This is a genomic window from Wolbachia endosymbiont (group A) of Paraperithous gnathaulax, assembly GCF_964028485.1.
GTDB classification, from domain to species: Bacteria; Pseudomonadota; Alphaproteobacteria; order Rickettsiales; family Anaplasmataceae; genus Wolbachia; species Wolbachia pipientis.
In genome coordinates this window covers 1,150,283-1,170,210 of sequence record NZ_OZ034784.1, presented here as the reverse complement: position 1 = coordinate 1,170,210, position 19,928 = coordinate 1,150,283, and the positions used below count along the sequence as shown (strand labels likewise).

The 19,928-nt window shown below is 35.1% G+C and carries 14 protein-coding genes and 2 pseudogenes; 10 read left to right on the top strand and 6 right to left on the bottom strand.

Features of this window, described 5'->3' with window-relative positions; all coding sequences use genetic code 11:
* The first annotated feature begins 1 nt into the window (after position 1).
* The 5 genes from ABWU74_RS06165 (at position 2) to rsmD (ending at position 10,454) form a co-directional block, all read left to right on the top strand.
* Positions 2-2,389: a type IV secretion system protein gene (locus ABWU74_RS06165; RefSeq protein WP_353289288.1), complete on the top strand. Its 2,388-nt coding sequence runs from the start codon at positions 2-4 to the stop codon at positions 2,387-2,389.
* Positions 2,386-5,364 carry a type IV secretion system protein gene (locus ABWU74_RS06160; protein WP_209472598.1) on the top strand — a complete coding sequence of 993 codons (2,979 nt, stop codon included), beginning with the start codon at positions 2,386-2,388 and terminating at the stop codon, positions 5,362-5,364. The genes ABWU74_RS06165 and ABWU74_RS06160 overlap by 4 nt, the downstream gene beginning before the upstream one ends.
* Positions 5,365-5,453: 89 nt before the next feature.
* The gene (locus ABWU74_RS06155) at positions 5,454-9,161 is read left to right on the top strand and encodes a type IV secretion system protein (protein ID WP_353288409.1); all 3,708 of its coding nucleotides are present in this window, start codon (positions 5,454-5,456) and stop codon (positions 9,159-9,161) included.
* Positions 9,151-9,783: a hypothetical protein gene (locus ABWU74_RS06150; RefSeq protein ID WP_010082417.1), complete on the top strand. Its 633-nt coding sequence runs from the start codon at positions 9,151-9,153 to the stop codon at positions 9,781-9,783. Before ABWU74_RS06155 ends, ABWU74_RS06150 begins: the two co-directional genes overlap by 11 nt.
* Positions 9,784-9,905: 122 nt before the next feature.
* Positions 9,906-10,454: a 16S rRNA (guanine(966)-N(2))-methyltransferase RsmD gene (rsmD, locus tag ABWU74_RS06145; protein WP_010082416.1), complete on the top strand. Its 549-nt coding sequence runs from the start codon at positions 9,906-9,908 to the stop codon at positions 10,452-10,454.
* Here the strand turns inward: rsmD and ABWU74_RS06140 are convergent.
* The 4 genes from ABWU74_RS06140 to ABWU74_RS06125 form a co-directional block, all read right to left on the bottom strand.
* Positions 10,451-10,744 (bottom strand): hypothetical protein, encoded by a 294-nt coding sequence (locus ABWU74_RS06140; protein WP_010082415.1) that lies wholly within the window; start codon positions 10,742-10,744, stop codon positions 10,451-10,453. The genes rsmD and ABWU74_RS06140 overlap by 4 nt on opposite strands.
* A gap of 4 nt (positions 10,745-10,748) precedes the next feature.
* Complete coding sequence (locus ABWU74_RS06135; protein ID WP_209472602.1) at positions 10,749-11,339, bottom strand: COQ9 family protein; 591 nt, start codon at positions 11,337-11,339, stop codon at positions 10,749-10,751.
* A gap of 6 nt (positions 11,340-11,345) precedes the next feature.
* Positions 11,346-12,899, bottom strand: coding sequence for a Mur ligase family protein (locus ABWU74_RS06130; protein WP_007549232.1), 1,554 nt, complete (start codon positions 12,897-12,899; stop codon positions 11,346-11,348).
* A 704-nt stretch (positions 12,900-13,603) separates the two neighbouring features.
* Positions 13,604-13,741 carry a hypothetical protein gene (locus ABWU74_RS06125; protein ID WP_010962879.1) on the bottom strand — a complete coding sequence of 46 codons (138 nt, stop codon included), beginning with the start codon at positions 13,739-13,741 and terminating at the stop codon, positions 13,604-13,606.
* Positions 13,742-13,877: 136 nt separating this feature from the next.
* Here ABWU74_RS06125 and ABWU74_RS06120 point away from each other — a divergent pair, with 136 nt between their 5' ends.
* Genes ABWU74_RS06120 through ABWU74_RS06110 form a run of 3 tightly spaced genes read left to right on the top strand, consistent with a single transcriptional unit; the run spans position 13,878 to position 15,636 of the window.
* A complete protein-coding gene (locus ABWU74_RS06120; RefSeq protein ID WP_155969176.1) occupies positions 13,878-14,237 on the top strand; it encodes a ferredoxin family 2Fe-2S iron-sulfur cluster binding protein in 360 nt (119 codons plus the stop codon).
* Between the two features lie 2 nt (positions 14,238-14,239).
* A complete protein-coding gene (locus tag ABWU74_RS06115) occupies positions 14,240-15,253 on the top strand; it encodes a hypothetical protein (protein ID WP_264705958.1) in 1,014 nt (337 codons plus the stop codon).
* Complete coding sequence (locus tag ABWU74_RS06110) at positions 15,250-15,636, top strand: cytochrome c-type biogenesis protein CcmH (RefSeq protein WP_015589263.1); 387 nt, start codon at positions 15,250-15,252, stop codon at positions 15,634-15,636. The genes ABWU74_RS06115 and ABWU74_RS06110 overlap by 4 nt, the downstream gene beginning before the upstream one ends.
* Before the next feature lie 344 nt (positions 15,637-15,980).
* Here the strand turns inward: ABWU74_RS06110 and ABWU74_RS06105 are convergent, their stop codons facing one another.
* Positions 15,981-16,199, bottom strand: coding sequence for a transposase (locus ABWU74_RS06105; RefSeq protein WP_209472609.1), 219 nt, complete (start codon positions 16,197-16,199; stop codon positions 15,981-15,983).
* A gap of 41 nt (positions 16,200-16,240) precedes the next feature.
* Positions 16,241-17,054, bottom strand: a pseudogene (locus ABWU74_RS06100) (IS982 family transposase).
* A 133-nt stretch (positions 17,055-17,187) separates the two neighbouring features.
* Here ABWU74_RS06100 and ABWU74_RS06095 point away from each other — a divergent pair.
* Both ABWU74_RS06095 and uvrB read left to right on the top strand, forming a co-directional pair.
* Positions 17,188-17,460: pseudogene (locus ABWU74_RS06095) on the top strand (transposase); the annotation flags it as partial.
* A gap of 395 nt (positions 17,461-17,855) precedes the next feature.
* Positions 17,856-19,763 carry an excinuclease ABC subunit UvrB gene (gene uvrB / locus ABWU74_RS06090; RefSeq protein WP_353289287.1) on the top strand — a complete coding sequence of 636 codons (1,908 nt, stop codon included), beginning with the start codon at positions 17,856-17,858 and terminating at the stop codon, positions 19,761-19,763.
* Positions 19,764-19,928 lie beyond the last annotated feature (165 nt).

Below are 19,928 nucleotides of genomic sequence, written 5' to 3'. Positions count from 1 at the left end.
TATGCTAAAATTTTTGCTGATAATACCGTTTTTTTTTCTGTCAGGCTGCGGGGAACATCACTGTATTAAGCCAGAAAATTTATCAGGTTTGCGTGAAAAACTAGATATAGTGTCAACAGAGCAGAAATGGGTTGATTCTGGTGTTAATATCTCAGATAGAATAAGAGTAACAGAGATTGATATAGTGCCTAGTAAGGTTAATTTTTGTCCTAAGCAGTATGCAGATTTTGCAATTGGGCCTGGGAGAAATGACGTTGCATTACCATTTGCACTTAAAAAAGGCGATACGATAAGCTTTAGTGTGATTGGAAGTAAAGTGTGTAAAGATAAAGAGAGTGAGACAAAAATCAGGTATTTGAAAATCGACGAAAAGTGTAGCGAGCAAGAAACGGAACATTTTGCACATGTTTTAAATCAAGAGAAATGCCAAGGTGGCAAGGATGGGATATGTCCTAATAAATATATAATAGGCGATGCGCAATGGTTGAGTGGAAGAGAGTACTGGTTTTCGAAGTTAGATCAAGATGAAAGAAAAAAGGAAATTGAAAATATTATTAACTCTATAAAACAAGGAGAGAATATAGATTGCAGTAAGCTTTCAGAGAGCAGTGCAAGTAAGATAGATACGCACATTTTAAATTCACTCTGTAGACGTATATGTAAATTTTCTTCTGGTCGTAGAGGCGAGGATTGCGTGTATATTGAATATAATAATATAGAAATTGAGCTATTCAATGCTTTAAATTCTAGTGGTGAATCTGTTGTTGCTGAAATTATTAGTAACGTATTAAAGGGAAAGCAGGTAAAAACTGACATTACATTTCTAAAAGTTGGTATGGATAATGAAACTCTTGAACACATTCCAGGTGGTGGTTTATGTACTAGTTGTGATCATAAGATGGAGAATGACCATCAAATACCAAGTTTAACTTTTAGTCTATGTAGCAGAAATGACAAGAGCTGCTACAATACAAATGACAAAGGCGGGTTCAACATAAGAGTAACGAAGAACCATAGTCTGGAAAATAGCTTGTATATAAGTGTTTCCGATAAATTCCCTGAGCATAAGCCTGGTGAAAATCAAGCGGATATATCTGTAGATATCAGCAAAGTTCATGACATGGAAAACTTGAAAGGAAAATTAAAAGACAAAACAGGCACCATATATTACGGAATAAGAGACCATGGCTGCGATTACAAAAATGAAGGTCAATTTAGTATTAACCTAACAACTAAAGAGCCACCTACAAAAACTTTTAGTGCAATATATAATTTCTTTGATGAAAAAGTGAAAACTGCATTTTTCGGCTCTAATTATAAAGACCCTAACGCAATTCACTCTGATACTAGTCCTGTAAAGTCTCTTTACGAAAGTTTTATAAAATCAAGCAGAACAAATACCATTAGATCTACTATAATATCACTATTAGTACTATATATAATCTTATATACTCTTTATTACTTTTTTGGATTAACTCATATTTCTATATATAAGTTTTTAATTATATGCGTAAAGATAGGAATCATCGCCCAGCTATTGCAGGATAATAGCTGGGACTTTTTTTATAACAACGCATTCTCTATATTTATTAACACTCCAAAACAACTAATAGAAATAGCAAATTTTAGAGGCACTACTTCAAATGTTTTTGAGTTTCTTGATTTGCCGCTCAATAGGTTCTTGTCATCGCATTCAGTATTGTTAATAGTATCTCTTATATTTTCTGGCCCTTTGGGCATTGTATCTTTTTGCTTGGTGATTTGGGGTTTAATCACAGTGAGCTTATCTATTTTTAATGCCTTATTTTCTTTTATTACATCTATAGCAATAGTTGCGTTATTGCTTTCTTTAGCACCTATTTTTATTATTTGTCTTTTATTTGCGTATACTAGGCAGATGTTTCACAACTGGGTTAAAAATTTAGCAAGATTTGCGATTCATCCAGTAGTGCTTTTAATTTTTATATCACTGATAAGCCAGGTTATGGATTATATTGTGTATTCAGTATTTGATTTTGAGGTCTGCTCTACATGTATACTTAATATTAACTTAAAGATTTTTAACCCTTGTATTTTTTATGGTTATGCTTCCAAATATACACCTAATATTACCGCTATGATGGCTTTTGTTATTTTGGGACACGCTATGAAAGCTTTAGTTGAAGCTTCTTCGACAATATCTGACTCGTTGTTTGGTGCTTATGTAGCAAGCGAACCTGGAAGACAGTATCAACAAAGCTTAATGGGAACAGTAGGGTTAGATGAACAAAGCGTTCAAAGAAGAGAAAGAGGAGGTGCTTCTCAACAGTCAGGTACGTCAAGACCTCAAATACCACAAGGGACTCAAAGGTCAACGCCTCAGATACCACCACCAGGAAGACAGCAATGATAAGTAAAAGATCACTATTGTTGATACTGTGTCTTGCAATCACTGGTTGTAACATGGATTGTGTCGAACCTGGGTTGCAGAGCAGAAACACTAGTGTTAACGTGGATGTTCCAGTTCATAAAGCTGGTGAAGAAGTTAAAATTCATTGGGTTGATTCTGGTCAAGTAATTAGTAAGGGTGAGGAAATCAAATTCACCCTCGATGGATCAGTAAATTTTTGCCCTTTTAAAGAAGACAAAAATCCAAGGAAAGTACTTGTGCCAGCTAGCTTTTGTGCTGATGGCTCAGAACCAAATTATAGTAAAGCTGCAAATATTAACGATGTGCCTAATAATTATGGCGTTGATGAAAAAGGCGTAAATAAAAACGAATTGTGCGGTGGTAAAGGATTTGGCAGCAATAGACGTTATGTAGACACTGGAATTAAAGTAAATCCTGGTGATAAGTTAAGCTTTAGCTTAGTTCCCAGAAAAATAACAATTGATTATGACAATCCAGGAGGGAAAGGTATCAGCTTTGATGACAATTGTTATAGAGCTGAAGAAGGAGGTGAAAAAGTGTCAGCAAGTGAAATATTGAATGTTAGCAAGCAAGAGGGAGAGGAATTTTTTTGTGAGGGCAAGGATGGAAAGAGAAATAAAATAAAATTTTTACCTCTTGATAAAACAAAAGCAAAGGAAAGCAAAGTGCTAGTTGGCAATGGGTACACTCCATATGATAATAAGGTACATTTTAATAAAGGTTATGTTAAAAACAACGAACCATGGATACATGGCTCGCTGTTCGATTTACGCCGAGCTAAAATAGGATTGAATGAGTTATGTGATGGAAAAAACTGTAGTTTGGATGAGAAAAAAAAGTACAGTTCTTATGAGCTTAATTGTTACTATCAGAATATATGCTATACTAGAAAAGGTATATGGAGCTATGATTCAGGTCGAGCAGGAGAACGGAACTGTGTCTCCTCTATAAGGTATAAGAAGTACGATAAAGGAAATAAATGTGATATGTATTCTTATCTAGAAAAAATGGAAGGGAATGTTAAAGCAGGTAGTTTTACTGAAGATGATAAATCTTGGGCTGAGGCTCTTGTTGCAAAAATTGGTGATCTTGGTGATCAAGATACTGATAAAGGTATGCAATGTCTTCCAGATAATGAAGTAGGTGCAAGAAAGGATAATGTGTGTTCGCAAATTAGTGACAATTTCGAGGATTTTTCTCTGAAATTAAATAGTGACTATGCAGTAAATGACAATGTAAAATATGGTAGTAGTGTGATGCTTGCTATAGCAGATTATGGTTACTATGGAGCTAATAGGGGCGGGTACCATGTTAAAGTGACTAGATCGTGTGAATATATCAATGGTGAAAAACTGTATGTGTATTTGGGTGATAACCCGCCAGGGGATCCATCTGCTCCAAAGACTAATGATTTCAAAAAAGTAGAGCACTTAGATAAAACAAAGGATAAGGTATATTATATAATAGATGGAGGTCTTTTAACAGATGAATGCAAAGACAAAAAACCTATAACAGATGAATGCAAACCTAAGAAGATATATTTCGGCATCAATGTAAGCAACGTAGAGAAAGATGACATTACGGACAAAAATGGCAAATATTACGAAAACAATAAGTATAGTGTAACTTTATTTGTCAAAAGAAAAATTAATGATTTTATTTCATCGAATGTAAACGGGGTATTTAAATTTATAAAAGAAGAAGTAATTGGGGACAGCGTTAAAGATTCATACAAAGGATATGCAAGAGGTCTTCTTCAGGGGGTAAGAGCTTTACTTACTCTATACGTTATATTTACTGTCATTGGCTATATGCTTGGAACAATACAGCTAAGTAAATTTGATTTCATTGTAAGGATGTTCAAGATAGCATTTATAGCTTTTGCCTTTAGCGATAGAAGCTGGGAACTCTTTGGTACAACTTTATCCAGACTTTTTGTAGATGGTAGCACTTATTTAGTTGATAGCTTTTCTGGCTATATAGGGGAAGGGGGGAGAAAATTTGCATTCTTAGACTTGACAGCAGGAGTATTATTCACAACAGAAACTTGGCTAAAGTTTTTATCGTTGATGCTCTCTGGTCCTTTTGGCTTTATTGCATTTTTGGCAATACTCTATGCTACTTTTATGTTCTTAAAATGCATTATTAGCGCTACGTTTAAATATGTAATATCTACTGTTCTAGTGGCGTTTTTACTGTCATTAACACCTTTATTTATCGTATTTATTCTATTTCAAAAGACTAAACCCTTGTTTGATAATTGGATAAAAACGTTGGCTCATGTTTCATTAGAACCAGTCATTTTATTTTCATTTTTATCTCTTTTAAATCAGTTGATGTATTCAGTTTTATATAACCTCACAAATTTTTCTGCATGCTATCAATGTTTAATTAGCGTAAATTTCTTATCGTATGATCTGTGCTTGATGAAATCAATACTGCCTCTTGGATACAGTCCTGGCACTAGCGTTGATGTTGCACTCAGTACCGGAGAAAGGGCTGGTGGACACTTTGCAGCATTACCTATAGACCTAATCCAGGCGTTTATATACCTCATTATTGCCGGTGCAATGGAAGCTTTTGTTTCTATATCGGAAACTATGGTACAAACACTATTTAGCTCTGGTTATGGAGTTACTGGCGGTGTTGGTACAGTTGCTAAGAGCGCATCGCAAGCTATGCTGTCAACCGTTGGCCTTGATGATAAGACCCAAAGTATGATACAGAGTATCAAGCAGAAAATGAGTAAAGATCGGGGAAAAATTGAGGCTAAATTACCTAACACACCAAAGCAACCAGACAAAAAAGAAGATTCTAAAGGAAGTTCTGATAAAACAACGAGTGATAGACCTAAAACATTAAAACAATCAGATCAGCAAAAAAATTCTGATGAAACAATAAGAAGTGATCCTAGTGCTAAAGCTAAAAACAAGGAAGAAAATGGAGAGGAGTAAGATATAAATGATATTATGGAGTAACTAATTAAAAAGATATTTTAAGTAAAGTTTTAGAAATTTATTCTGTATTTGGAAAAAGTTTAGATATGCAATCACGTTTAGGCAAATGTTGGTTTAGGGTATTACTTCTTGCAGCTTATGTGCTGATCACAGGTTGTAGTAAAAACGATATGCCTTTTCCAAGGTGTATATCTGCTGACTATTTTGGTCCTAAACCTATTGCAGTAAGCGCTCATTTTTCAAGCGACCACGATGCGTTTATTCCAGGAGATGGAGAAGTTATTGATCCTGAAACTGGCGAAATTAATTATGGTTTTCACCATAACCAAGTGGTGAAGTGGGAGGATACCGGACTCGAAACCAATGGAGATAGTTTAAAAGTGCGAGTTAATGGTGCATGGACATCTTGGAGTAATAATAACAAGAAGGAATCTAAAAAAGGCAGTTATACCTTACAAAGCTTGGAGCAGTTAAAATATGCAACTAAATTTGAAGGTAAACAAAGTGATAATAGTTTACCTAATTTTCACTTAGTTTGTAATGATTATAAACCTAGCATACAAAAATTTTCAAGTAAGTCTGATACAAGTTGCACTGTAAATTGCAAGTGCATTAATGAAGATGATAGCGCAAATACAGTATCACGTGGTGCTCCATGTTGGTTTACCAATGGTCATGGTGCTTATCTTTTGTTTCAAACGGGGAAAGATGATCCTAACGAAAATCTAAAGTTAATGCGCGATCCTCAATATCCTACTGTACATCTAGGTTATAACTCCACAGCAGAGGGCGACAATGGATTTTTTACTTTAGACAGAGATAACACTAAATTAAAGGACAGAAATTGTAATGAGTTGAAGTTAAAAAAGGGATGGAAAATATATGTAAAAATATTAGATAGATATTACTTAGATAATGTAGGTGGCTACTCTTTTGAGTTCTTAAGTGGAGTGCAGCAGCCAAGTAGTTTTGGGTTTTTTGATTACATTTATAACTATCTAAAATGTGTATTATTGATTAACGAAAATTGCAAAGAACATTTTAATAGCAATGATCCTGCAGTTGCACAAGCTATGTTCGAAAATATAGCTGAAAAAAGTACGAGCTTTCACAATTTTGTTCTTTCCTTGCTTGTTCTATTTGTAATGATTTCATCGCTTCTTTATCTTTTTGGCATGATACAAGAAACTAAGCATGATATGCTCATCAGAATGATGAAAATCACTCTAGTAATAGTGCTTATATCTCCTGGAAGTTTTAGGTTTTTCTATGATCATTTTCTTGTTTTATTCGTTAAAGGTCTTGAACAATTGATAAGTATAATTACTAATTTTGCTCCCAACATGAACACCGGAAGTATTGCTCAAGGAGATGAAGCTAAGTTGTTTAGCTTCATGGAGGACATGTTCAATAAGTTTTTTGCTTATTCTGTTTGGAAAAAGTTTGCAGCGTTTTTACATTACCAAATGTGGGCAAGCCTTCTTATGATACCGGCAATTTTCATAGGGATTGTGCTATACTTCTTGCTGTGCTTATATGCTTACATAATATTTCTCTCTGGTTTTATGGGTATAGCTTTTCTTATAGCCATTATGCCACTGTTTCTAATTTCTATTTTATTTTCACCGCTGAAAAGTCTATTTGAAGGTTGGATAAAATTCTGCATCAGCTTTTGTTTACAGTCGATTATGATATTTGCTCTCTTGTCATTACTGGCTTCCATTATAATGAATACCTTTTATAGGCAGTTAGGTTTTACTGTATGCTACAATAAATGGTTTGAGGTAAGGTTATGTGCTCCAAAATGGGTGTTTGGTGGTTTTTGTATCGTTGATAAGCAGTACTTTGGTTGGACCCCAGGGCAAATTTTCGTACCTTACACTCTTGGAGAAGCTTCTCCGCTGAACGTAGATAAGAACATAGAAGGTATAGAAAAGATAAGCAGAGAAGGTGGTACAATAAAATTTACTGGCGGTGCTGGGTATATTCCTCTTCCACCGGATTACATTGAAAAAGGGTTTCGTTATATAGATTATCCTTTCTTTAACCCAATTCCTGGTACTAAAGAGAATCCAGCAGACCATTATATTGCAGAAAGTGATATGGTAGTTAGTAATGGCTGTAGTGAAAAAGATCTAGTGCGCTTAACAAATAGTTTATCTCATGCATCAGAGAGGGCTGACATTATATTACTGATCAACAATATAGAGAAAAGGATAGGTGATGTTAGTGAAATAATAAAACGCTACTGTCAAGATATAAATAAATGCAATAGTTATAGGGAAATAATTAATGAAATAAGATCTTTAGTGCGGAGTGCGGTAGAAAAACAAGGTTGTAGAATACTGAAACTTCATGATTTATATAAGGATCCCAACAGTGAATACTGTCAGAAATGTAAAGATTGTGAGGATTGCAAAAATTATCAAGAAAATAGCGATTACCAAAGGGTGCAAGACATACAGAGAGGTTATTTAATCAATGCAGGGGAAATCTTTATACTATTCTTGCTTTCATTTTTAATGTTCTCCTTACGCACGTTCGTACAACAAATGGGCTCAAGTATCGCTGGTGGTGGATTCAGCGTTTACAATATATCTAGTATGTATCAGGCATCGCCTTTGACTGGCATAATGGAAGGATTCAAACAGCAGTGGCAAAATTTTGCTGGTAGAGGACTTGAGTCTTTAGGCAGTTGGGCTACTCATTTACCGGATAGATTAGCCGGAGGTGCAGCTAATCTGCTGGGGAGAGTACCAAGAGTTGGAGGAGTGCTGAAATACGCTATTGATGTGCCACGTAAATTTGTAGGTGCTACTATTGAAGCAACGAAGTTTGCAACATCGCCTGAAAATGATGTTGATAAGCTCGAGGAAAAAATTTACAGGGCATTTGGAGTTGATAAGGAAGATATTACACACAGAAGGATCGGTAAATATTTAGATTATTATAAAGGATACGTAGGATCACATTTGGGCTATACAATAGAAGATGCTATGAAGTTTACTTGGGAGCATGGTCTTGACTCTATAGGAAAGCATGGCTATGATCATAACCTACTCTATAGAGCAAAAGAATATAGGCGAGATTTCTTAGAGAAGCTTCATGATTACACTATCGGCCGTAAGAGAGAACCAGAAAAAGACAATCCTGATCAATCAAATAAGGTAGAACGAGAGTTAGGCACGGAACTAGTAAGAGATAACCATGATCAGCCACTAGAAGAAGGCGACCCTCTTCGACTACGAGGGGGAGGTCAGCCAGATAAGGTAGTACGAGAACTAAGCACAGAACAAGAAGACAAGCCTAATCAACTACAGCATGATCAGCCAACAGAAGAAGATAAGCCTGATCAATCAAATGAAGTGACACGAAATTTAGGCACGGAACCAAAAGGTTCAGATGAAATTGATGATTTTGGATCTGCTTTTGAAGGTATGGAAAAACGTGCTGAAAGAGAAGGCAGAAGAAATCAAGATAAAGTTTACAACCTCTCACCACTTTTTGAAATGAACACTCCAGAAGCTGTAGAAAAACGTGCTGAAAGAGCTAGAAGAAAAGAAGAAAGAGATCGAAAAGACGAAGTTTATAATCTTAAGCCTTTATTTAAAGAACCAAAAAATCCAGAAGAGTACGTTAAGGCACTTTTTGAAATGAATACCCAGGAAGCTATAAAAAAACGTGCTGAAAGAGAGGAAAAAAGAAATCGAGAAGACAGTAAAAGGAAATTACCGGAACCAATGAGGAAACCAGATGCAAAAGGAGATGAGAAGAGGATTGAAGATGAAGACTAATAAAAATTTCAAAGGCCTTGATTATTATAAATTGCAGCAAGACAAAGATGGCAACATAAAGTTAAATGACTACGACGACATTTTAAATGCGCGTAGGGCAAGGGTAGACTTGTTGCGGGATAACACATCACTTGACAAGGATGTCAATTTTGCTAAATTGAATAAAGCTTTGAGTGAGAAATTTGTAGATAATCATAGTTTATTGTCTGAATTTGATAAGGAAGACAAAGAGATTGTACAAGAAAGGATTAAGGTGTTTAGTATTTTAGAAAGTCTTGAAGACCTTAAAAGCGTGAAAAGTGAAGATCTGTTAGAGGTTAGCTTACTGCTGTCAGATCTTAGCTTCATAGAGAGAAATGTTGTACTAAATACCGATCAGAATTCTGATCTAGCAGGATTTAAAAACCTATTTATTGAAAAAAAAGCATCTGGTGAAGAGTATAGTGAAGAAGAATGTAGAGGCTTTCTTGATAATATAGATAAAATCAATACTATAATTAAGTTAGAGTTAGAAAGCAGAATTGAAGGGCTAAATCATGATGAAAAAAATGATCATGATGATTTACAAGATGAGATTGGTCAAGCAATTAATGCAGCAGGCAAATCAGAAAAAGATAACTGATGAGTCTTGTGTTTGTGTTTTTCTTACAAGCGACTCGATAGCTTCTCTCTATTAAACTGCTAAAGCCATATTGACATTAATCATATAGTATAAATAATTAATTATTTTGGAGCTTATTTAATATGCTACGCATCATTGCAGGCAAATATCGCGGAAGAAAAATAACTACAGGTAAGCATTTAGCTGCACGACCAACTATGAGTATTGTTCGAGAAGCAATATTTAGTATACTTTCCTCAAGAAAACCTATTTATAACTTGAATGTACTTGATTTGTTCTGCGGAAGTGGCTCTTTTTCATTTGAAGCGCTTTCTCGCGGCGCTAAACATGCATTCATGGTGGATTCAGATTATTACAATTTGCAACTGCCTAAAAAAACAGCAGAAGATTTTGGAATTACGGACAATGTTACGCTAATTTGCTGCAGTGCTAACTGCTTACCAAAACCTATTTCAAAATGCGACATAGTTTTTATAGACCCACCTTACAATAGCAATCTAGTTGAATCAACGTTGAATGGACTAGCTAACTCAGGCTGGTTAAGTGATGATGCATTGATAATTCTAGAGATTAGGAAAAACGAAGGTTTTGAGTGCAATAAAGACTTTAGTATAATCTTGGAACGTATTTACGGTATAGCAAGAATAATTTTTCTTTCTCTATCAACTTAAACTTGCATATACTTTTCATTGATGAGTTCCAGTTCTATTTTCGTCAAGTTTCCGGAGAAATTACTTATTCTGTACTGCCCTAGATCAAAATTTTTATTAAATTCAGAGTCTATTAAATATTCATGTGCTTCTTCAATAAATTTATTTTCTTTTTCTTCGTAACTGGTGTATTTTGTTGTACCATTATTATCCTCACAATAAACTAAATGTTCTTTATGATCAGCATGAATATTTTTATTTTCACAAACCTTTTCAGGATCGTGCTCAAGTACTTTTCTACCAACAATCAATAGCTTATAAGAAATTTCCTATGATTCCTTTTAAGCGAGTTTTGAATTTGTGAAATGTCATGACATTGTTGATACGGTTATCAAGAAACGATAAAGTATCCACAAAATCTTCTGAATAATCATTGATAAAAAAAAGTATCGTACTTAAGTACACTCCAGCTAATATTGCTCTTTTTGTATAGTAGTTAAAATCTGTTGATTGGTCATGAATGCCATACCAAATCGCACTAATAGTTCTGTATAAAAGTTTACTAGAAAAATATGTATTTTTTGGTGATACGGAGAATGATAAAACATTTTTTAAAAGTTCTCTATAATTCGGTAGCTTAGCATAGTTTGAAAGGTGTATTTGAATAGCTAACTTTACTCGCTCTCGCACTTTCATATCTTCTAAATTAGAATTTCTTAATTCAGCTTCCATTGAGCTATTTAAGTCCTCTGCTATGTGCTCCAAAGCGCTATATATTCCATTCTGAAATTTGCAAAAGCTATTAGCTAGATTAAGGTCAGTGCACACCTTTAATAGGGTTTCATCGCTTATCCCTTCAAATGGAATAACCCTAATTAGCTTATCTATTATTAACTTTTGTTCCACGCAACATCATACTAAACAGCATGTGTGATTGTACCTGAGATTTTCAAACATTCTACAAAATGCTTCACCACGTTCCTCGAAATTTTTCCATTGATCAAAAGAAGCACACGCGGGAGAAAGTAATATTGTTACTTCTTCTGCGCTATTTAAGGCCTCTTCAAAAGCCAATCTGAATGCATCTTCTAGATTGCAACATTTAACATAATCTACTTTATTCTCCATAACATTTGCAAAAGCTTCGGTTGATTCTCCAATAAGAAAAGCTTTTCTAACCCTTGTAAAATGCTTGCTTAATGATTCTATTCCACCTTTTTTGCTTCTTCCACCAGCGATCCAATTTATGTTTTCATAAGATAAGATCGCCTTTTCGCTCGATTTTGCATTAGTTGCTTTGCTATCGTTCACGAAAAACACATTTCTTATTTTGCCAAGCAGTTCATTCCTATGCCTCAGTCCTGAAAAGGACTTGATTCCATTGATAATAGTGTTGCTATCTACTCCAAGTACCTTACATACGGCATATGTGGCTGCTATGTTTTCTGCGTTGGATATTAGGTTTATTTTCACGTCGCTTACTGATAAGCTATGATTCTCTAGTTTTAACGAGATCTTCTGGATCCCAGTGCCCCTTTTGTCATCCAAGTAGCTGACACTGGGATCCAGATAATTTCGATCTATACCAGTAATCTGTTCACTATAATCAAGCAAATTGTTACCTGCCAATGATATTAGATCTCTTGCACCACCCTCTGTCATCTGAGTAGTTGGCAATGGTTTTTCTTTTCTGGATTCCAGCGTCACGCGCTGGAATGACATCGGGGAATATGTTACTGAGATTGGAATTTTGTCTCCAGTGAATTTGTTGAATATATCAGCAGTAATCTCATTGTCACATCCTATTACGGCAACCTCACTACCGTTTATCAGTTTTAATTTAGTTGCTATGTAGTTCTCCATACTTCCATGCCTATCTATGTGATCTGGTGTAATATTGAGCAGTGCTGAAATGTCCACGTTAATTTCATTCATCAACTCCAATTGAAAAGAGGAGAGTTCGATTACATAAATTTCTGCATCTCTTTCTAGATCCAAAACAGGAACGCCTAAATTTCCACCAATAGCTACTTTTTTCCCTGCAGATTTTAATATGTGCCCTATTAGTGATGTAGTGGTTGATTTACCATTTGTTCCTGTGACGCCTATTACCTTCTGGTTCGTAGTTTTAGCTTCAAGAAATAGCTCAATGTCTGATTTTATTTTGCAATCAAATCTCCTTGCAAGTTTTACTATCCAATGTGGCTCTGTTGGCACTCCAGGGCTTAAAACCAATGCACTGATCTCATGCCAATTGTATTCCTTGGGATGAATAAAATTACATTTTTTATACATCATTTTTGCATTTGCTATTTGCTCTTCATGATCATCCCATGCATATATTCTTGCACCACTCTTTGTTAGAGCGTTAATGGCGGATAAACCAGTTTTACCAAGACCAAAAACCGCGACGTTTTGATTTTTGTATTTGTTTAGTTGCACTGCTAGATAACTTATGCGAACCATTTTATAAAGATATCGTACAAATTACAACAGACTTCTTTCGTAGGTTACAACTGTCATTCAATAGAAACAAAAAACTTACTTGACAAACTCCGCCAGCCCCCTTATCATGAAACTGAAGCTATTTATTTATCTTCTCTGTACAGATTAAATGACAAAAAAACTCACGTATCTGGCGTCCCATGTTTAATTTTTTGCACTATGTGCACCTTATGTCTTTATAAAATTTCTAGGTTTTTACCTAATATAAGCTGAAATGCGCTTATAAAGCATTTAAAACATCAAAAAACGCCGATTTAAAAAATGGATAGTGAATAACTAGCTACCCTAGGGTTTCTTTTGCCTTTTTTTCTGTTTAGTAAATTTCTTAATGTTTATAATTTAGATTAGTTGCGGCTTAAAAGCAACTGAATCGCGGTTATTAAACGTTTAGAATAAAAAAACGCCATACTTGAAAGTATAATGTAAGTAATTAGCCAACCACGGGGCTTCTTTTGCCTTTTTTTTCGCTTAGTAAATTTCTTAACGTTTGTAGCTAAACAACAACCGTCATCCCGCTACTTGTTAGCGGGATCTCTTGTTAGCGGCTGAGATACCGCGAATGAATCGCGGTATGACGGTTCGTGGCGGTATAGCAGTTCGTCATCCCGCTACGTGTTAGCGGGATCTAGAGATACCGCGGCGGTATGACGTAGAGCTCGCGTTAGCTATACTTTTATGCTTACTAACTTAATAAAATTCCTGGATCCCAGTGTCTGGGCACTGGGATGACAAGAAGAAGGCACTAGGATGACAAGAAGAGGGCACTGCCGTCTTGGATGGAAACCAGTGTCAGCTACTTGCATAACACCCTTTTTTCTGGAAACCAGTGTCGGCTACTTGGATAACAAAAAATAGGCACTGGAATTGTAAAGAGTTTGCAAATATTAGTTATTACCTGTAGGATATAGAGAAATTAGTAAGGATTTTAATAGGAATAATATGCCATCTGTTACTTTTATTTTACCTGATGGGAGTAAGAAAAGCTATGAAGCTGCAGAGGGAGAAACTCTGCTCAATTTAGCCCATAGAAGTGATCCAGATCTGCTTGAAGGTGCATGTGAAGGCTCTCTTGCTTGTTCTACATGCCACGTGATTGTTGATCCAAAATCTTATGATGCTGTAGAAACGCATAATCCCATATCTGATGAGGAAAATGATATGTTAGACCTAGCTTTCGGCTTAACAGAGACATCAAGACTTGGGTGCCAAATAAAAATCACAAAAGATATCGACGGCTTGTGTGTAACCATACCAAGGGGTACAAGAAATATATCATTGGATAAACAGGGGAGTGATTAGCTATGCGTAAGATTTTTATCTATATTATCATCTCTTTACTTTTGTTTATTCCTGTAGCGTATAGTGGTTTTTGGTATTTTTCTGCATGTAAGGTAAAAAATCTTTTAGCTGAAACAATACTATACATTAACGACGAAAAATTTGATATTTCACATGATTTTAGTGGATTTCCTTCTAACCTAATTTTTCGTGTGACAAACCCAAAATTTTCCAATGAGCAATTAACCATCTCATCTGATGCTTTATTGATAAAAAATAGATTATTTGATAAATCAGTATATATTTATACACCAAGTAATGAAGTTGATATTACTGTTCATGGTGATGAGAAAAAGAATATAAAATGCCACACAAACGATAGCAGCCACTTTGTTGTTAGACTAAATGATTTACCATCTTCGCTAAGGTTTGATAGAAATAGTACAATAATAGACTATATAGATACACTTCGTTACGAAGATTATGGATTACAATGTGATGTTTCAGAAAATCAGCAAAGTGTTATAACCGAGGTGAATGATAAAAGTAATTACATTCAATTTCATCTCAATAAAGAACTGAATGGAAATATTAAGCTAGGATTTGATTTTTATACTTATCGGTATAAAAGTACTGCAAGTCCTGAAAGTTGTATCAACACTAAATTTGATTTTGAATTTGTAAACCACATCTCAGCTTCCAGAATTAATTTCAATATAGAAAAATTTTTAATTCAAAGTAATAATTTTTCTCTTGCTGCAGATGGTGGAGTGCAAAATTACAATTTGGTTACGTCTTCATTTCAAGACAAGATTAACGTGGCCATATCAAATTATAAAGAATTAATCTCGGTTATGACTGATGACTCAAAAATTTCAGATGCGTTCGAAAAATTAATATCTTCCTTATCGGAAAAAACAACTGATGACAGCGTTCAATTTTCAATAAAGTACGATGATGATGTAGGGTCAAGCTTTATTGGAAAGTTATCCATCACTGATTTTATGAACCAACTCAACCCAATTAACCAAGGATGAGAGCAGTAGTTAGTTTACTTTTCATATTGATATTTCACTCAGGCGTAAATGCTTTTACTCTGGATAATAAACTCAGAGATAAAAGCATGGAAAAACGAGCAACAAGTTTATTTGAAATAATAAGGTGTCCAATATGTTCTGGCGAATCATTGTCTGAATCTGGATCTCAGATCGCGTATGATATGCGAGAAGCAATTCGTAAAAAAATCAATGATGGATACACAGATGAAGAGATAATCTCAGAGTTAAAAAATTCTTACGGCAATTCAATTATAATCGTACCGCCTATAAAATCTAGCACTTACATTTTGTGGTTTATTCCACTTACAACTCTGCTTATTGGGTGTTTTTTAATACAAAGATACATCAATACAACCACTTAAACCTTTTATATATAGCTAAAGTGACTTAGGTTCTCTAATTGCACATAAGTCAACAATAATTTTCACACAAATCAAAACAGCATATCTTCTCCATAATCCTTGGTAATTTTACATAAGTTAAAAGTAGCATATGGTTCTCTCCGCGGTCTGAGATGACAATAAATTTGTCAAGCCGCATTATACTTGTTAGGCGGAAGTGGACGGCAACATGTTTACCACGAAGTCTAACTAAGTTCTTGCTTGTCCCTTCCATCGGCATTGCTATCTTTATTTTCAATAAAATTATTGTCCTATGCTCTTTTGATGTTTATTGATAATAAAATTCTGTTTTATCAACCAACATCCTATGCATAATTACAGCTAATTTTCTTGCTACTGCTACAATTGCTTTTTTCATTCCTTTTTTCTTCGCAACCACAGTTTTTTAATTTAAATGTCCTCTTGGTAACTGTAAGCATTGTTTGTGCAGCTTCATATAACATACTTCTACATTCCGCTGGTCCCATCTTTGATATGCTGCCATGCCGATCAACTTCTCCAGAAGAATATTGCCTTGGTGTCAACCCTATATACCCCAGTTGCGGATTAGCCAACGAAGTAAAGCTTAGAAATGCAGCGGCTGCATGGAATATGAAACAAGCGTAGAAAAAATGTGTACCAAAAAATTTATCGGTGATCTGTGGCGAGTATGCTCAATCTCAAATTTGTTTTTCAGAGAGCCAAAAACTGTCTCAATAATCGATCTTTTTCTTAACAAAATCTTCTCATTTAGCGCCATTAATGAGTTTTTCATACCCTTTTTTATACTGGTTACAAGCTTTAACCCTCTATCGAATAATTCGTGAAAAAGATCTTTTTTGATATATCCTTTATCTCCAAACAATAATCCAGTCAATTTCTTAGTTAAATTTGGCACAGGTATCAACGTTGCCTTTTATCACCGTAACCCCTTGAATTTCGCCAGTTTCATTGATTACTAGATGTACCGAAAAACCACCCATAAGTAGTCTTTCCAATCTTTGCCAACCCTTTGAAAACTTTGTTTCTCGAGGTCCTTTTTGGATGGCAAACAGCGATAGATTATGTACGAAATCCCTGTCACTTTTGACTGTTCGCAAAACCATTGCATTAAGAGCGCTAAATACCATAAAACCCGCGATTTTAGCCTGATAAACCTACTATAGGATGGCAATTTTGGAAACGCTGATTCGTATAATAATTTCAAATAATGCACATAGAAAATTTTAAAATTGTCGCACTTGATATAGCAATATTATGGTAAAAATCTCTGAATGCGTAATCTCTGGCGTCCTGGTTGGTTTTTTGCCACTTGGTAGAAGTTTTTCTGCAAAATTTTCATCGACTGTATTGCAAAAATCATCGACTATACAAAAGATTTCTGTTACTTTCTCTTTCATTGGTAACCTCCTATTTTAGGAATGAATATCAAATACCTCGGAGTTTACCCTATTTCCTTACCTTTTCTATTTTTTCTAATTTACAACTGGGGTTAGCAGTGCTGTGAGAATGGTTGAAAGCGCAAAAGAAAACCTCTCGGAAGTTAAAAATATACTGGTTGATGCAGGTTATACAGGAGAAAATTTTGCAACTCAAATAAAAACGATTATTGGAGCAACTGTAGAAGTAATAAAACGAAGTGAATTACATTCCTTTGCTGTATTGCCACAAAGATGGGTTGTAGAGCGATCTTTCGCTTGGTTAGAAAAATGCAGACGATTGTGGAAAAATTGCGAGCGAAAACTTAACACTAGCCTACAAATGGTCGTTCTTTCCTTCATTTCTCTTCTATTGAGAAGATTTTAAACAGGTTCTAAATCTTTATTTTAAAAATGTCATATTGACCACCGGTACCTGAAAATACTATTCCAATTGATCAGAGCTATCCATTTCCTTAATTTTTGTAACGTTGTCATAGGAGTACTATAACTTTAGTATCAACTATGTTTTATTGTTTTTGCATCTAAAAAAATTTAGCTTATTCAAGCAGCATTTTGCCTTTTTTTGGATGTAGGGATTTTTTAGGAATTGTCTTCTTGAATTCTATGGTATTTTGTTTAACATTGAAACAAGATTCCAGTGTCAGCTACTTGCATGACATTGTTGGTTAATGTTTTATGGCTTTACGATAGCTATACAACTTATCTTAAAAGCAATATAGTGTTTACTATACAATGAATCAAAGATAGTAAGTAAAGTCTATGGAATTTCAAATCGCTACACATTTTCAACCGGCTGGGGATCAACCACAGGCAATCGATAGCTTAATTGCAGGGCTAAATATCAATAAAAGAGATCAGGTTTTGCTTGGAGTTACTGGTTCTGGGAAAACTTTTACTATGGCAAATGTTATTGCAAGGACAAACAGGCCTGCATTAATTATGGCACACAATAAAACTTTAGCAGCACAGCTTTATGAGGAAATGAAAGGATTGTTTCCCCATAATGCTGTTGAATACTTCATTTCTTATTATGATTATTATCAACCTGAAGCCTATTTACCACAAACTGATACTTATATCGAAAAAGATTCTGCAATTAACGAAAGAATTGAGATGCTGCGTTATTCCACCGTCTGCTCCCTTTTGGAGCGCAGGGATACGATCGTAGTTGCCAGTGTTTCCTGCATATACGGTCTTGGTTCGCCTGAGAGCTACCGCAGCATGATCATACCGCTTAGTGTTGGAAATAAAATTCGTATTAATGATTTCCTGAGCAACTTAACTGATCTTCAATACAAGCGCTCTGATGCCAGGTTTGAGAGAGGGTATTTCAGAGTGCGCGGCGATATTGTTGATATATTTCCTTCCCATTATGAAAATAAAGCTTGGCGTTTATCGTTATTTGGCGATGAAATAGAAGAAATTTCTGAAGTTGATGCTATAACGGGCAATGTTACCAAAGGCGTAAATAAAATCACCATTTTTCCAAATAGCTATTACATAACCCCGCGTGAGGCTTTGTTGCAGGCAATTGAACTAGTCAAAAAAGAGCTGCATGAACGCTTGGATTATTACTATTCACAGAAAAAAATTGTTGAAGCAAAGCGCCTCGAGCAACGCACTAATTTTGATATCGAAATGATGAGAACAACAGGAATATGTAAAGGTATTGAAAATTATTCGCGTTATCTCTATGGAATGGAAGCTGGGGATCCACCGCCTACTTTGTTTGAATATTTACCCAAAGACGTAATTTTATTTGTTGATGAGAGTCATGTCACCGTTCCTCAGGTTGGTGCGATGTACAGTGGTAATGAGGCGCGTAAAAAGAAATTGATCGACTATGGCTTCAGGCTCCCTTCCGCTTTTGATAATCGTCCATTAAAATTTGAAGAGTGGGAGGGAGTTAGGCCGCAGACTGTTTACATTTCAGCCACTCCCGGAAAGTATGAGTTGGCAAAGACCAGTAATGTATTTATAGAGCAAGTTATCCGTCCAACAGGGCTTATAGACCCAATCTGCATTGTAAAACCAATAGAGAGTCAAATTGATGATGTAATTCATGAGGCACAAGTGACAATAGGGAAGGGATTTTGTGTTTTAATCACTACATTGACGAAAAAAATGGCTGAAAATTTAGCTGAATATATGAGTGAATTGAATATGAGAGTGAGTTATTTGCATTCTGATATTGCTGCGCTGGAGAGAATAGAAATTATATACAAATTGAGATCTAAAGAAATCGATGTTTTAGTAGGTGTTAACTTGCTGAGGGAAGGTCTTGATATTCCAGAGTGTGGGTTGGTTGCAATTTTGGATGCTGATAAAGAAGGATTTTTGCGATCGGAAACTTCATTAATTCAAACGATCGGTCGTGCTGCGCGTAATGCTGAAGGTAGAGTAATTTTGTATGCAGATAAAATCACTGGTTCTCTGGACCGTGCATTAAGAGAGACCGAAAGAAGAAGAAAAAAACAAGAAGAACATAATATATTGCACAATATTATCCCGAAGACTATAATAAAACCTATATCAAACACCTTACAAGAGAGGGCAATAGCAGAACCGAAAGTAAATACTAATAAGGATGATTTGAGAAAGCAAATGATAGAGCATGCTAAAAATTTGGAGTTTGAAGAAGCAGCAAGAATAAAAAAATTATTGTAAGGTTAAGTAATATATGATGCTATGAGCATAGCATGAAAGTGTAAATAATTTTATTGATATCTTTATATTAATACTTTTTAAACATTTAGTACCGCGCAATATCTGCAATGGATGAGAAAAACTAACACCAGTGCTTTCAGGGTCAGGGACTTTGGCCCCAACCCT

Coding starts and splice junctions, on each gene's coding strand:
- ABWU74_RS06150 (WP_010082417.1), top strand. CDS start 9,151: ATGAAGACTAATAAAAATTTCAAAGGCCTTGATTATTATAAATTGCAG.
- uvrB (WP_353289287.1), top strand. CDS start 17,856: ATGGAATTTCAAATCGCTACACATTTTCAACCGGCTGGGGATCAACCA.
- rsmD (WP_010082416.1), top strand. CDS start 9,906: ATGCTACGCATCATTGCAGGCAAATATCGCGGAAGAAAAATAACTACA.
- ABWU74_RS06125 (WP_010962879.1), bottom strand. CDS start 13,741: ATGCAAGTAGCTGACACTGGTTTCCATCCAAGACGGCAGTGCCCTCTT.
- ABWU74_RS06165 (WP_353289288.1), top strand. CDS start 2: ATGCTAAAATTTTTGCTGATAATACCGTTTTTTTTTCTGTCAGGCTGC.
- ABWU74_RS06155 (WP_353288409.1), top strand. CDS start 5,454: ATGCAATCACGTTTAGGCAAATGTTGGTTTAGGGTATTACTTCTTGCA.
- ABWU74_RS06120 (WP_155969176.1), top strand. CDS start 13,878: ATGCCATCTGTTACTTTTATTTTACCTGATGGGAGTAAGAAAAGCTAT.
- ABWU74_RS06110 (WP_015589263.1), top strand. CDS start 15,250: ATGAGAGCAGTAGTTAGTTTACTTTTCATATTGATATTTCACTCAGGC.
- ABWU74_RS06130 (WP_007549232.1), bottom strand. CDS start 12,899: ATGGTTCGCATAAGTTATCTAGCAGTGCAACTAAACAAATACAAAAAT.
- ABWU74_RS06160 (WP_209472598.1), top strand. CDS start 2,386: ATGATAAGTAAAAGATCACTATTGTTGATACTGTGTCTTGCAATCACT.
- ABWU74_RS06115 (WP_264705958.1), top strand. CDS start 14,240: ATGCGTAAGATTTTTATCTATATTATCATCTCTTTACTTTTGTTTATT.